This is a genomic window from Prevotella sp. P3-122, from assembly GCF_002251365.1.
GTDB lineage: Bacteria > Bacteroidota > Bacteroidia > Bacteroidales > Bacteroidaceae > Prevotella.
The window spans coordinates 1-15,538 of record NZ_NPJH01000097.1; the positions used below are offsets into that span (position 1 = coordinate 1).

General features: G+C 47.1%; 13 protein-coding genes. All 13 read left to right on the top strand.

All coding sequences use genetic code 11. The features are described from left to right. Window positions 1-254 (top strand): transposase (locus tag CIL02_RS15255; RefSeq protein ID WP_141210271.1); only part of this gene is annotated, 254 nt, incomplete at its 5' end. Between the two features lie 315 nt (window positions 255-569). Next, a complete protein-coding gene (locus CIL02_RS15265; protein WP_094403037.1) occupies window positions 570-2,186 on the top strand; it encodes an ABC-F family ATP-binding cassette domain-containing protein in 1,617 nt (538 codons plus the stop codon). Between the two features lie 108 nt (window positions 2,187-2,294). Beyond that, complete coding sequence (locus CIL02_RS15270) at window positions 2,295-2,876, top strand: nucleotide exchange factor GrpE (protein ID WP_094403039.1); 582 nt, start codon at window positions 2,295-2,297, stop codon at window positions 2,874-2,876. Window positions 2,877-2,951: 75 nt separating this feature from the next. Continuing rightward, window positions 2,952-4,112 (top strand): molecular chaperone DnaJ, encoded by a 1,161-nt coding sequence (dnaJ, locus tag CIL02_RS15275; protein ID WP_094403041.1) that lies wholly within the window; start codon window positions 2,952-2,954, stop codon window positions 4,110-4,112. A 15-nt stretch (window positions 4,113-4,127) separates the two neighbouring features. Then, on the top strand, window positions 4,128-5,426 hold the full coding sequence (locus CIL02_RS15280) for a folylpolyglutamate synthase/dihydrofolate synthase family protein (RefSeq protein WP_094403043.1): 1,299 nt from the start codon (window positions 4,128-4,130) through the stop codon (window positions 5,424-5,426). Between the two features lie 95 nt (window positions 5,427-5,521). Next, window positions 5,522-6,613: an aldose epimerase family protein gene (locus CIL02_RS15285; RefSeq protein WP_094403045.1), complete on the top strand. Its 1,092-nt coding sequence runs from the start codon at window positions 5,522-5,524 to the stop codon at window positions 6,611-6,613. A gap of 77 nt (window positions 6,614-6,690) precedes the next feature. Further along, on the top strand, window positions 6,691-8,001 hold the full coding sequence (locus tag CIL02_RS15290) for an MFS transporter (protein ID WP_094403046.1): 1,311 nt from the start codon (window positions 6,691-6,693) through the stop codon (window positions 7,999-8,001). A gap of 60 nt (window positions 8,002-8,061) precedes the next feature. Continuing rightward, window positions 8,062-9,222, top strand: coding sequence for a galactokinase (gene galK, locus CIL02_RS15295; RefSeq protein WP_094403048.1), 1,161 nt, complete (start codon window positions 8,062-8,064; stop codon window positions 9,220-9,222). A gap of 183 nt (window positions 9,223-9,405) precedes the next feature. Beyond that, window positions 9,406-10,560 carry an aldose epimerase family protein gene (locus CIL02_RS15300; RefSeq protein ID WP_094403049.1) on the top strand — a complete coding sequence of 385 codons (1,155 nt, stop codon included), beginning with the start codon at window positions 9,406-9,408 and terminating at the stop codon, window positions 10,558-10,560. Between the two features lie 33 nt (window positions 10,561-10,593). Beyond that, window positions 10,594-12,318 carry a sodium/solute symporter gene (locus tag CIL02_RS15305; protein WP_094403051.1) on the top strand — a complete coding sequence of 575 codons (1,725 nt, stop codon included), beginning with the start codon at window positions 10,594-10,596 and terminating at the stop codon, window positions 12,316-12,318. 102 nt (window positions 12,319-12,420) lie between these two features. After that, window positions 12,421-13,098, top strand: a complete 678-nt coding sequence (locus CIL02_RS15310; protein ID WP_094403052.1) for an NUDIX domain-containing protein — start codon at window positions 12,421-12,423, stop codon at window positions 13,096-13,098. A gap of 111 nt (window positions 13,099-13,209) precedes the next feature. Then, the gene (locus CIL02_RS15315; RefSeq protein ID WP_094403054.1) at window positions 13,210-13,911 is read left to right on the top strand and encodes an L-ribulose-5-phosphate 4-epimerase; all 702 of its coding nucleotides are present in this window, start codon (window positions 13,210-13,212) and stop codon (window positions 13,909-13,911) included. A 55-nt stretch (window positions 13,912-13,966) separates the two neighbouring features. After that, window positions 13,967-15,508, top strand: coding sequence for an L-arabinose isomerase (araA, locus tag CIL02_RS15320; RefSeq protein WP_094403055.1), 1,542 nt, complete (start codon window positions 13,967-13,969; stop codon window positions 15,506-15,508). Window positions 15,509-15,538: the final 30 nt, after the last annotated feature.

Below are 15,538 nucleotides of genomic sequence, written 5' to 3' on the forward strand. Positions count from 1 at the left end.
TCACCAAACTTAAAAACAACATGAAAGGTGCCTTGATGAGCGTGTCTGACAAGCTGCTGCTTAGGAAACGAGCAATAATAGAAACGGTAAATGACGAGTTGAAGAATATTGCACAAGTGGAACATTCAAGACACAGGTGCTTTGACAATTTCATCGTGAACCTGCTTGGAGCTATCGCTGCTTATTGTATGTTTCCCAAGAAGCCGTGTATCAATGTACAACGTACAGTTGATACACAGCTTTCATTGTTTTGAATTCATCGAACTCACGTTAAAATAGGACTGACGATTTCCGTGCCAGTTTAGCCCATCTCTCACGCAAAGCTTTGCAACAGCCAACGCAAAGCTTTGCAACAGCCAACGCAAAGCTTTGCATCCGTCCACGCAAAGCTTTGCATCTGTCCTCGCAAAGCATTGCTTGGGAAAAGACGCCTTCATTTAGTGAATCCCTTCCCATGTTTTTTCACTGAGCCCATTCAATTTGAAACCTGAAAACAAAGGCAAACTTTGCTCATATCGATTTTCTTTTGTACCTTTGCAAAATAATTCAAATCAATAAGGTATACAAAGATGATAACAGTTACGAATCTTGCCATCCAATTCGGTAAAAGAGTTCTCTACAAAGACGTAAACATCAAGTTCACTCACGGTAACATCTACGGCATTATCGGAGCCAACGGCGCCGGTAAGTCAACATTCCTGCGTGCCATAAGCGGCGACCTTGAGCCAAACAAGGGTACCGTTGAGCTTGGTCCGGGCGAGCGCCTGTCGGTATTGGAGCAGGACCACTTCAAATACGACGAGTTCAGCGTTATGGACACAGTCCTCATGGGACACGGTCCATTGTGGGAGAACATGAAGGAGCGCGAGAAACTGTACGCAAAGCCAGAGATGACCGAGGAAGACGGCAACAGGGCTGCCGAACTAGAGCTGAAGTTCGCGGAGATGAACGGCTGGGAAGCTGAGAGCGAGGCCGCACAGCTGATGCAGAACCTCGGCATAAAGGACGAGCTGCACACCAAACACATGAGCGAGCTGTCAAACAACGAGAAGGTTAGGGTCATGCTGGCCAAGGCTCTCTTCGGACATCCTGACAACCTGCTCCTCGACGAGCCTACCAACGACCTCGACCTGGAGACTGTAGAATGGCTCGAAGACTACCTCGGCAACATCGAACAGACGGTACTCGTCGTGAGCCACGACCGACACTTCCTTGATGCCGTATCGACTCAGACCGTGGATATAGACTTCGGAAAGATAACCGTATTCGCAGGAAACTACTCGTTCTGGTATGAAAGCTCGCAGCTGGCACTCAGACAGGCACAGAACCAGAGACTAAAGGCCGAAGAGAAGCGCAAGCAGCTGGAGGAGTTCATCAGAAGATTCTCTGCCAACGTGGCAAAGAGCCGTCAGACCACCTCACGCAAGAAGATGCTTGAGAAACTGAACATTGAGGAAATACGCCCATCAAGCCGCAAGTACCCTGGCATCATATTCCAGATGGACAGGGAGCCAGGCAACCAGATACTGGAGGTAGACGGACTGAAGGCCGTAGATACCGACGGAACTGTTCTCTTCGACAATGTATCGTTCAATGTGGAGAAGGACCAGAAGGTGGTGTTCCTCTCACACAATCCGAAGGCAATGACAGCCCTCTTCGAGATAATAAACGGCAACAGAGAGGCAGACGCAGGTACATTCAAGTGGGGTGTTACCATAACTACAGCTTATCTTCCACTCGACAACACGGCATTCTTCGATTCGGAACTGAACCTGATAGAGTGGCTCTCGCAGTATGGCCCCGGCAACGAGGTTGTCATGAAGAGCTATCTCGGACGCATGCTCTTCTCTGGCGAGGAAGTTCTCAAGAAGGTCAACGTACTGTCTGGAGGCGAGAAGATGAGATGCATGATAGCGCGTATGCAGCTACAGAATGCTAACTGCCTGATACTCGACACCCCGACCAACCACCTCGATCTGGAATCTATCCAGGCGTTCAATAACAACCTGATACAGTTTAAAGGCAACATTCTCTTCGCCTCACACGACCACGAGTTCATCCGTACAGTATCAAACCGCATCATCGAGCTAACGCCTAACGGTACAATCGACAAGCTCATGCCATATGACGAGTATATCTACGACGAACAGATAAAGGCGCAGAAAGAGAAGATGTACAAGATATAATGCGCACAAATGAAAATCCACAATACAGACAGTTGACGGCCAGTATAATTTGTGGGATTTGTGGCACGCATTTTGCATTGACATCAACGTAACGTAATTATTGCAATCATGAACACCAACGAAGAAAACAAGGAACAAAAAATAAACGTTGAGGGCGAAGAGAAAGTAACCGTTGACGAGACCACAGAAGAGTCTGCACAGAACGGGCAGGACGACAACCAGGAGGAGACACAAGAGAAAGACCCGCTGGAGGCTGCAAACGAGCAGATAGAAGAGCTGAAAGACAAGTATCTTCGCGCCGTAGCTGAGTTTGACAACTACAAAAAGCGCACTCTGAAAGAGAAAACAGAGCTGATACTTAATGGAGGCGAGAAGACCATAGTGGCCATCCTTCCCATACTCGACGACATGGAGCGCGCAGCTGCAAGTGCCGAGAAGACAGATGACATAAAGGCTCTTGAGGAAGGATGGGAACTGATTTTCAAGAAACTGAAAAAGATTCTTGAAGGTATGGGCGTAAAGGAAATCGAGACCAAGGATGCCGACTTCAATGTCGATTTCCATGAGGCCATAGCCATGGTTCCAGGTATGGGTGATGACAAGAAAGGCAAGGTCATCGACTGCGTACAGACAGGCTACACCATGAACGACAAGGTAATAAGACATGCCAAAGTTGCTGTAGGGCAATAATGTCCTGCGGCAACGTAGTCATATGCAGGCACACATATTATATATATTATAACTTTCACCAAAACACATCACAAAGTGGCAAAAAGAGATTATTACGAGGTGCTCGGCGTCGACAAGAACGCTTCTGAAGACGAGATTAAAAAAGCATATAGAAAGCTGGCCATAAAATATCACCCCGACCGCAACCCCGACAGTAAGGAAGCGGAGGAGAAATTCAAGGAGGCTGCAGAGGCCTACGATGTGCTCCATGACCCGCAGAAGAGACAACAGTACGACCAGTTTGGCTTTAATGGCCCAAGCGGCTTCGGAGGTTCCGGTGGCTTCGGTGGCGGTTTCTCTATGGATGACATTTTCTCAATGTTCGGCGATGTATTCGGTGGGCATTCTGGATTTGGCGGTTTCGGGGGATTTGGTGACGGCGGCGGCAGACGTGCCCAGTTCAGAGGTGCTGACCTCAGGCTGAAGGTAAGGCTTTCACTACAGGATGTTGCCTCGGGAGTAACCAAGAAGTTCAAGGTAAGGAAAGACATCACATGCTCATGCTGCCACGGCTCAGGTGCCGAGGGTGGAAGTACCCCGGAGACTTGCCCTACATGTAACGGTCGCGGAGTTGTCGCACGCACGGTGAGATCGGTGTTCGGAATGATGCAGACGCAGTCGGAATGCCCAACTTGTAGAGGTGAAGGTACAATTATTAAAAACAAATGCAAGGAGTGCGGTGGAACTGGTGTAGTAAAAGGTGAGGAAGTTGTCGAGATCAGCATTCCAGCCGGAGTTGAGGAAGGAATGATTGTCAACGTTCCAGGCAAGGGAAACGCAGGTCAGCACAACGGCATCAATGGAGACATAAAAGTATTCGTGGAGGAGGAGAAGAACGAAACCTTCATCAGGGACGGACGTGATGTCATATACAACCTGTTGCTTGACTTCCCGACCGCCGCATTAGGTGGCGAGGTGGATATTCCAACCATACAGGGCAACAAGGTTTCTATTAAGATTGAGTCTGGCACACAGCCAGGAAAGACTCTTCGACTGAGAGGGAAAGGACTGCCGTCCGTACAAGGTTACGGAAACGGCACCGGCGACCTGGTGGTAAACATAAGTATCTATGTACCAAAGACTCTCACTAAGAAGGAAAAAGAAATGATGGAACACCTCAAGGATAGTGAAAACTTCAAGGGTGACTCTAACACCAAGAAGACTATCTTCCAGAAATTCCGCAATTATTTCAACTGATTTATTTCAGGTCTGATGAACTATAAAGAAACATTGGAATACCTCTATAATAGCACCCCTGTTTTCGAACATGTGGGTGCTTCTGCATATAAAGAGGGACTGCAGAACACACTGGCGCTGGATGAGCATTTCGGGCATCCGCACCGCAAGTTCAGAACTATCCACATAGCAGGGACCAACGGCAAGGGCTCATGCTCGCACACCATTGCATCAATACTTCAGGAAGCAGGCTACAAGGTTGGTCTTTACACCTCGCCACATCTTGTAGACTTCCGTGAACGAATCAAGGTTAACAACGTATGTATTAGCGAGAAAGATGTCATAGACTTTGTAGAGAAAGAACGCCATTTCTTCGAGCCTCTCCACCCTTCTTTCTTTGAGCTGACCACAGCCATGGCATTCCAATATTTCGAGAAAGAGCATGTGGACATCGCCGTCATAGAGGTGGGCTTAGGCGGACGTCTTGACTGCACGAACATCATAACACCAATCCTGAGCATTATAACCAACATCAGCTTTGACCACACGCAGTTTCTCGGAGACACGCTGGAGAAGATTGCTGCAGAGAAAGCCGGCATCATCAAGCACAGCGTCCCTGTCGTCATCGGCGAGTACAACGAGGAGACCAGGAAGGTGTTTGAGGCAAAAGCCAAAGGACTTGAAGCTCCCATAACTTTCGCACAGGACTCAAACTGGATATTGTCGTCTGAGTCTACTGGCCATGGTGGAAGAAGATACACCACAGCTGACGGCAAGTGCTTTGATGGCGCTCTTGGCGGTGACTATCAGGAGAAAAACACACGGACCGTCCTTGAGGCATGCGGCATATTGAAAGAAATGGGAGTCATTACCAACGAAAACCATATTTTTGAAGGCATAAGGAAAGTATGTTTAAACACAGGGCTTCTCGGAAGATGGCAAATATTATCAAACAAGCCGTTGACCGTATGCGACACAGGACATAACGTTGCCGGATGGGAGTATCTTTCGGAACAGATCAAGAGACAGAAGTGCAAAACCATGAGAATTGTTTTCGGCATGGTGGACGACAAAGACATAAACTCCGTTATGAGCCTTCTGCCTGAAAATGCTACATACTATTTCACACAAGCCACATGCAAAAGAGCATTGGACCGCCACACCGTGGCAAGCATTGCCGGGAGACACGGGCTTACAGGTAAGACTTACGACAACGTAGGAGAAGCATACATGCAAGCAAGTAAAGAAGCTGATTCGGATGACTTTATTTTCATTGGCGGAAGCAGCTATATCGTTGCCGACTTGTTGGCTTTTATCGCATTTAATAGTTTTTAACGCCATTTCCGATACTTTTTTCTACTTTTCGTTTGTCGTTATCGTTATTTTTTAGTTACTTTGCAACAAACAACGAATAACTAAAAACGATTTATATGATGAACACAAACGAAACAGAAAACATCTGTGGTCTGAAACGTGAAGATTTCCAGACCACCATCAATGGGAAAAAGACTGATTTGTACATCCTCAGAAACGACAAGGGCAACGAAGTAGCCATCACAAACTATGGTGGTGCTATTGTAGCCATCATGGTTCCTGACAAAGACGGCAAGATGGCAAACGTTATTCAGGGGCATGACAATATCGAGGAAGTAATTAATTCACCAGAGCCATACTTGTCCACTCTTATTGGAAGATACGGAAACCGCATCTGCAAGGGCAAGTTCCAACTGCACGGAAAGGAGTACAGTCTCCCAATCAATAATGGCCCCAACTCTCTTCATGGCGGAAAGAAGGGCTTCAACGCCAAGGTATGGGATGCTCTCCAGATGAACGAGAACTCACTTGTCCTGAAATATGTAAGCCCCTATGGAGAGGAAGGCTACTCGGGTGAGGTAAAGGTAACTGTTGTATATTCATTCACCAACGACAATGAGCTTGTTATAGAATACATGGCTACCACCAACAAGAAAACCATAATTAACCTGACAAGTCATGGTTTCTTCTCTTTGTCAGGAATTGCAAATCCAACCCCAACAATAGACAATCTTATTTGCGAAATCAATGCTGACTATTATCTGCCAATTGATGAGACCAGCATTCCTACGGGCGAAATCCGCTTCGTAAAGGGCACGCCGTTTGATTTCCGCACTCCGAAGCCTGTTGGTCAGGATATCGATGCCGACGACGAGCAAATAAAGAATGGTGCAGGTTACGACCATTGCTACGTACTGAACAAGAAAGAAGAGGGTGAGCTGAGTTTTGCTGCAAAGATTACAGAGCCTGTAAGTGGCAGAACCATGGAGGTTTACACCACAGAGCCTGGAGTACAGCTTTATACCGACAACTGGGCCGACGGCTACAAGGGACAGAATGGAGCGACATTCCCAAGACGCTCAGGAATATGCTTCGAGGCACAGCATTTCCCAGATTCTCCAAACCATCCATATTTCCCTTCAGTAGTACTTAATCCTGGTGAGCAGTACAAACAGAAGACTATTTACAAGTTTGGAGTTAACAAATAGCAAACATAAACAACATTTGGATTTTTCCCAACCTCACTTACTGAGCAATTATCAACTTTAAAGAACAATTTTAAACAATGTCAGAAACTAAAAAGACTGAAAAGAACGTTGTGGCCATTATCACCATGTTCTTTATCTTTGCCATGATTAGTTTTGTAACAAACATGGCAGCCCCATTCGGAAACATTTGGGGAATTACTTATCCCTGGGCAGGAACGGCTGGTAACCTAATGAACTTTGTCGCATACCTCTTCATGGGTATTCCTGCAGGTAACATGCTTATTAAATATGGTTACAAGAAGACAGCCCTTCTGGCTCTTCTTATTGGTGCAGCCGGACTTGGTGTTCAGCTTCTCTCCGGACTTGTAGGTGCAGACGTAGAGGTTTGCGAGATTGGTGGCATTATGACAAGCCTCAATCTTTTCATCTACCTCCTCGGCGCCCTCATCTGCGGCTTTTGCGTATGTATGCTCAACACCGTAGTAAACCCAATGCTCAACCTTCTTGGTGGTGGCGGCAATACAGGTAACCAGCTAATCCAGGCCGGTGGAACGCTTAACTCTCTGTCCGGAACATTGACCCCAATGCTGGCAGGTTTCCTTGTTGGAACTTTGACAAAAGACAGTTTCCCAGACGTAGCACCTCTGATCATTACTGGTATAGTAATTTTCCTGTTGGCATTCCTCGTTATCTCTTTTGTTAAGATAGTAGAGCCACAGGGCAACCTCACAGAAGTCACATACGAGCACTCACCACTGGCATTCCGCCATTGCCTTCTTGGTGTTATCGCCATTTTCTTCTATGTAGGTGTAGAGATTGCCGTACCAAACATCATGAATATGTGGATTAGCCGCATGCCTGGCGAGGGTGCTGCAGCTGTTGCCGGCTCACTGGCCGCAATCTACTGGCTGCTTATGCTTGTTGGCCGAGCCACAAGTACTGCAATTTCAGGAAAAGTATCTACCCGCACACAGCTTATTACAGTATCTTCTGTTGGTATCATACTTATTGTTGCTGCTATATTCACAGGCAACATCGAGACAACGCTGAACCTTGACTTGGGCTTCATCACCATAACTGACGCAAAGGTACCATTGTCTTGCGTATTCATCTTCCTCTGTGGCCTTTGCACGTCTGTTATGTGGGGTGGTATCTTCAACCTTGCCACAGAAGGTCTTGGCAAGTATACGGCAAAGGCTTCTGGTATATTTATGACAATGGTTGTCGGCGGTGGTGTCATGCCATTCATTCAGGACACAGTAATCGTTCAGGCAATGGGCGTAAGCTACCTAAGCTCATACTGGCTGGTTGTGGCAATGTTGGCCTACATCCTCTTCTACGCTCTCGTAGGTTCAAAAAATGTAAATACAGACATCAAGGTAGACTAATTTATTACCAACAACAAAATATTAATTAAAAAGTTCAACCTTTATAAAACGATTAAAACTATGGACATAGAATTTGTAAGAAGTAGATTTATCAAGCATTTCGACGGCAAGACAGGTAACATTTATGCCTCCCCTGGCCGTATCAACCTTATTGGCGAGCACACCGACTACAATGGCGGTTTCGTATTCCCAGGTGCTGTTGACACTGGCATTATGGCAGAGGTTCGTCCTAACGGACTCAACACCGTTATAGCATACTCTATTGACCTCAAGGACAAAGTAGAGTTCAAAGTTGACGACCCAGTAGGTCCAAAGACAACATGGGCACGCTACATCTACGGTATCGTTCAGGAAATGAGAAAGCTTGGCGTAGAGGTCAAAGGATTCAATACAGCTTTTGCTGGTGACGTTCCTCTCGGTGCTGGTATGTCATCAAGCGCAGCCCTTGAGAGCTGCTTCGCTTTTGCCCTAAACGACCTTTTCGGTGACAATAAGGTTTCTAAGTGGGACCTCGTTCTCGCAGGCCAGGCAACAGAGCACAACTATATCGGCGTGAACTGCGGTATTATGGACCAGTTCGCAAGTGTATTCGGCCAGAAGGGCAAACTCATGCGCCTTGACTGCCGCAGCCGTGAGTTCGAGTACTTCCCATTCAACCCACAGGGCTACAAGCTCGTACTGCTCAACTCAAAAGTTAAGCACGAGCTCAAGGGTTCTCCATACAACGACCGCCGCAACTCTTGCGAGAATGTCGTTAAGGCACTTGCCGCAAAGTTCCCTGAGAAGAAGTTCGAGACTCTTCGTGACGCTGACTGGGATGAGCTGGAGGCAGTAAAACCTGTTGTTAGCGAGGAGGATTACACTCGCGCTCACTTCGTTCTCGGCGAGAAGGACCGCGTGCTTGCAGTTTGTGAGGCTCTTGAGAAGGGCGACTACGAGACCGTAGGTAAGAAGATGTTCGAGACCCACTATGGACTCAGCAAGGAGTACGAGGTAAGCTGTGAGGAGCTTGACTTCCTCAACGACATCGCCAAGGAGAACGGTGTAACAGGTAGCCGTATCATGGGTGGTGGCTTCGGCGGATGCACCATCAACCTTGTAAAGGATGAAGTTTACGATGCATTCATCGCAAACGCAAAGGCCAAGTTCAAGGAGAAATATGGTCACGAGCCAGAGGTTATCAATGTTGTAATCAGCGACGGCTCAAGAAAGATCTGCTAAACAGCTTATTGACATTCTTTATATCCAAAGACCTGCAACAATTTGCAGGTCTTTTTGTTTTAAAAAGTGTAAAAACAACACTGGGTGTTGTAAAACATATAAATTATTTGCTTTAGTTTAACAAAAAAGTAGTATCTTTACCACCAAATAAGCATTTATTAATCTAAAACTGACTTTAAATTTATGGGAAACTTAAAAAACCTAATTCTCGGAGCAGGATTTGTAGCAGCAATTATGTCATCCTGCTCAGGTAATCAAACCCTATCCGGTCTCGATCCAGCAGCCTTTGACACTACCATCAACGGCAAGAAAGTAGCTCTCTATACTCTTAAGAATGAGGCTGGTATGGAAGTATGCATAACAAACTACGGAGGCCGTGTCGTATCCATCATGGTTCCAAACAGGGATAACCAGATGGTTGATGTAGTCCTTGGCTACGATAACATAAGGCAGTATGCAGACACCGTAAACAGTCCAAGCGACTTTGGTGCAACCATTGGACGTTATGCAAACCGTATAAACAAGGGAAAAGTAACTATAGCTGGTCAGGAATATCAGCTTGCTGTCAACAATTTCGGACACAGTCTGCATGGTGGTCCTTCAGGCTGGCAGTATCAGGTTTATGATGCTACACAGATTGACGATCAGACTCTGAAACTGACAATTGTTTCTCCAGACGGTGATAATGGATTCCCAGGAACCGTTACAGCAACAGCTACTTACAAGCTTACGGAGAACAACACCCTGGACTGCACATTCGAGGCTACAACCGATAAGGAAACTATCATCAACATGTGCAACCATTCTTATTTCACCCTTACAGGCAATCCCGGCCAGCCCGGTACAGACATGGTTCTCTATGTAAACGCTGACAAATTCACCCCTTCTGACAGTACATACATGACAACGGGCGAGGTTCGCGACGTTTATGGCACTCCCATGGATTTCAACAAGAAGCGTCCTCTATACGAATGTATTGGTGACACATCATTCCTCCAGATTAAGAACGCCAATGGTTTCGACCATAACTGGTGCCTCAACACCTATAAGGACGGCAAGGGTGATGACAAGCGTGTTGCTGCCAGCCTCTACTCGCCAAACACAGGAATTTTCCTTGAGGTATTCACAAATGAGCCAGGACTTCAGGTCTATACAGCAAACTTCCAGGGAACAGGTATAGCCTGCAAGCACGGCATTAAATATCCTGTTCACGCATCTGTATGTCTGGAGAGCCAGAAATATCCTAACTCACCTAACAAGAAGGAATGGCCATCTCCTGTCCTCAAGCCAGGCGAGAAATACTACAGCCATGTAGCTTACAAGTTCTCTATCAAATAAGAAATACTAACTTAATAAAACATTAAAGAAACAATGAATTGGACATCAACAGAATTTATCTGGCTTGATTGGGCTGTACTCGCCATAGGTGTTGTGGGAGTAATTTGGGCCGTTTGGAGATCTATTGTAAAAGACAGGAAAGCCCAGCAGGGCGAGGACTCTTCTGCCTACCTCTTTGGTAAGGGCGAGCCATGGTATGTAATTGGTATGGCAATTTTTGCCGCCAACATCGGTAGTGAGCACCTTGTAGGTCTTGCTGGTACAGGAGCAAAGAGTGGTGTCGGTATGGCACACTGGGAGATGCAGGGATGGATGATCCTCATTCTTGGTTGGCTTTTCGTTCCGTTCTATCAGCTTCTCATCACTAAGATGGGAAAGATTATCACCATGCCAGACTTCCTGAAATTCCGCTACACACAGCGTACAGGCTCCTGGCTTTCCATCATCACCCTTGTAGCTTATATTCTTACTAAGGTGAGCGTTACTGCCCTTACCGGTGGTATCTTCTTCGAATATCTTTGGGGTCTGAACTTCTGGGCTGGTGCTATCGGCCTTATCATTCTTACAGCAGTCTTTACGGTATTCGGTGGTATGAAGGGTGTGATGACGCTTTCAACTATTCAGACACCTATCCTTGTAATCGGTTCCTTCCTTGTACTCTTCCTTGGTCTTGCAACACTTGGTGGCGGCAGCATCGGTGAGGGTTGGACAAGCATGATGAACTACTGCGACCAGCTCAACAACGGTTATGGAACAACCCACATGTTCCACTGGGAGGAAGGCGACGGCATGTATCAGGAATATCCAGGTTTCGTAGTATTCCTTGGCGCAACCATCATCGGTTTCTGGTACTGGTGTACAGACCAGCACATCGTTCAGCGTGTTCTCGGACAGGTTCCTGGCGAAAGCAATGCAGAAGTTATGAAGCGTGCCCGCCGCGGTACTATCGCAGCAGGTTTCTTCAAGGTTCTTCCTTGCTTCATGTTCCTTATCCCTGGTATGATTGCCGCAGCATTAGCTGAGCAGGGCTCGATAGAGATGCAGGAGACAGATGCCGCCTTTGCCATCATGGTAAAGAACGTGCTTCCTGCCGGTATCAAGGGTATCGTTACCATTGGATTTATCTGCGCACTTGTAGCATCACTGGCTGCCTTCTTCAACAGCTGCGCAACCCTCTTCACCGAGGACTTCTACAAACCTTTGAAGAAGGGTCTCAGCGAGGAGCACTATGTATTTGTAGGCCGAGTAGCAACAGTCGTAGTTGTTGTGCTTGGTTTTGCATGGTTGCCTATCATGATGAAGATGGACACCCTGTACAACTACCTCCAGGGTATCCAGTCACTTTTGGCTCCTGCCATGGTAGCAGTGTTCGCTATGGGTATCTTCTCTAAGAAAATTACTCCTAAGGCTGGCGAATACACAATGATTGTTGGTTTCCTTATCGGTATGGTTCGCCTTGTAACAAATGTCATCACCGATACTGGTAAAGCCGCTATGGATGGTGCCTTCTGGGATGCCACAGCATGGTTCTGGCAAACCAACTGGCTTGTATTTGAGTGCTGGCTGCTCGTATTCCTTCTGCTCTTTATGGTTGTTGTCAGCTGCTTCACTCCAGCCCCAAGCAAGGAGCAGGTAGATGCCATCACCTTCACTTCCGACTTCAAGAAGTCTATACGTGAGAGCTGGGGTCTGTTCGATATCATTGGCTCACTTGTCGTTATCGGACTCTGCGCAGCATTCTATGCTTACTTCTGGTAATTGATATTATCTATAACAATGTCTTGGAGGATATATTCCTCCAAGACATCTAAGAATATGAAATCTATAAAGAACACAACTGATAAACCTCATAATTTCACGATGACAAGTTACTATTCACAATATCCCAAAGTCTTTGTTTCTGTAGACTGTATCGTATTTGGTTTTGACGAGGGCAAATTGAAATTGCTTATTGGAAAACGTCTTATGAATCCCGGATATGGTGAGTGGTCCTTGTATGGTGGATTTGTCGGCACAGACGAGAGCCTTGACGAAGCGGCAAGCAGGGTCTTGTACGAGCTTACAGGACTACGCAGGGCCTACATGAAGCAAGTAGGCGCATTTGGTGCCATCGACCGCGACCCCGGAGAAAGGGTTATCTCGGTAGCATACTACTCCCTGATTAATGTCAAGGACTATGACGACAATCTCCGCAAAACCCATCATCTAGAGTGGATAAGCCTTGAGGATATGCCCCCACTCTACTCCGACCACACGAAGATGGTCAAAAAGGCGTTGAGCATCCTACGCAAGAGCATCAACACCGAACCTCTGAGCTTTAAGCTCCTTCCTGACCTGTTCACACTCACTCAACTCCAACAAGTCTTTGAGGCAGTGCTGAACCAGCAGATTGACAAGCGCAACTTCCGCAAGCGCATAAAGCAAATAGACTTTATAGAAAAGACGGAACTGATAGACAAGAAGACATCCAAACGAGGTGCGGCCCTCTACCGGTTCAACAAGAAATCATTTGCCGAAGACCCCACCTTCAAACTCTAAGCCGAAACTCATCCGCCATTCCACTATGGCTACACATATTTATATATAGCAACAAAACCACTTTAGAGAACAACTATCATACATCAAACAACATTAATACCTTATTATATTATGTTAGAGGAACTGAAAGAAAAAGTATTCCGTGCCAACCTTGACTTGGTAAAGCACAATCTTGTGATTTTCACATGGGGAAACGTTAGTGGTATAGACCGTGAGAAAGGTCTCGTTGTCATCAAGCCGTCAGGAGTAAGCTATGACACCATGAAAGCATCCGACATGGTTGTCGTAAGCCTTGAGACTGGCGAGGTTGTTGAGGGCGACCTCAACCCATCCTCCGATACCCCCACTCACCTTGTTCTATACAGGGCATTCCCAGAACTTGGCGGTATAGTCCATACACACTCCACCTATGCTACAGCATGGGCACAGGCAGGCAAGGACATTCCCAGTATAGGCACCACCCATGCCGACTACTTCCATGACAGCATTCCTTGCACCGACGACATGACTGAAGCAGAGGTAAAGGGCGACTACGAGCTCGAGACAGGCAACGTCATCGTAAAGCGCATCCAGGCAGGCAACATCAATCCCGTACACACACCAGGAGTGCTGGTAAAGAACCATGGTCCGTTCTCATGGGGTAAGGATGCAGACAATGCGGTTTATAACGCTGTTGTTATGGAGCAAGTTGCCAAGATGGCGTTCGTTTCATTCTCGGTAAATCCGGAGACAACCATGAACCCGCTCCTCATAGAGAAGCATTTCAGCCGCAAGCACGGCCCTAACGCTTACTATGGACAGAAGAAAAAATAAGATCTAACGTATTTATCAACAACTTAAAAATATAACCAATAAAAAACTTACAACTATGAACAAAGCATTTGAGAATTTCGAAATCTGGTTCGTAACAGGCGCACAGCTCCTGTACGGAGGTGAGACTGTAAAAATCGTAGATGGCCATTCCAAGGATATGGTTGACGGTCTGAACAACAGCGGCATAATCCCAATAAAGGTTGTATACAAAGGTACAGCCAACTCATCGGATGAGGTAGAGGCTATCATGAAGGCTTCAAACAACGATGAGAAGTGCGTTGGTATCATCACCTGGATGCACACCTTCTCACCAGCAAAGATGTGGATCAAGGGTCTTCAGGCTCTGAAGAAGCCTCTTCTCCACTTCCACACTCAGTACAACGCTGAGCTTCCCTGGGACACCATCGACATGGACTTCATGAATCTGAACCAGTCTGCTCATGGTGACATCGAGTTCGGTCACATCTGCAGCCGCATGCGTGTTCCCCGCAAGGTTGTCGTTGGCCACTGGCAGAGCGAGGAGGCTCAGAAGAGCATAGCCGTATGGGCACGCGTGGCAGCAGCTGTTGCTGACGCTCACAACGTTCGCTGTCTTATGTTCGGTATGAACATGAACAACGTTGCCGTTACCGATGGCGACCGCGTTGAGTTCGAGCAGCGTCTCGGCTACCATGTTGACTATTATCCAGTATCCAACCTCATGGAATACTGGAAGCAGGTTACAGACGAGGAGGCTGATGCCCTTGTTGAGGAATATAAGAAACTGTACACCATCAAGATTGACGAGTCTGGCGAAGAGGTATACTGGGAGAAGGTTAAGCATGCAGCAAAGGCTGAGGTTGCCCTCCGCCGCGTACTGAAGGAAGAAGGTGCTACTGCATTCACAACCAACTTCGACGACCTTGGTGAGGCAGACATCAACGACCCGAACTTCATCGGTTTCGACCAGATTCCTGGTCTCGCCTCACAGCGTCTGATGGCCGAGGGTATCGGTTTCGGTGCAGAGGGTGACTGGAAGACAGCATGTCTCTACCGTTCACTCTGGGTAATGAACCAGGGTCTTACCAAGGGTTGCTCATTCCTTGAGGACTACACTCTCAACTTCGCTGCCGACTGCACGTCATCTCTCCAGAGCCACATGCTCGAGGTTTGTCCTCTCATTGCTGTTGACAAACCAACACTTGAGGTTCACTTCCTCGGTATCGGTATCCGTAAGGAGCAGACCGCACGTCTTGTCTTCACATCAAAGACAGGCAAGGGTATCAAGGCTACCGTTGTAGACCTTGGCAACCGTTTCCGTCTCATCACAAGTGAGGTAGAGTGCATCGAGCCAAAGCCAATGCCTAAGCTCCCTGTAGCTTCTGCTCTCTGGGTTCCACAGCCTACATTCGAGATTGGTGCCGGTGCATGGATTCTTGCCGGTGGTACTCACCACAGTGCATTCTCTTACGACATCACCGCCGAGTACTGGGAAGACTTCGCTGAAATTGTTGGTATCGAGTATGTCAACATCGACAAGAACACCACTATCAGCAGCTTCAAGAACCAGCTCCGCAACAACGAGGTTTACTACATGTTGAACAAGGCGTTGAGATAAGTTTAATAAGGGAGTTATGATGAGAAGTTG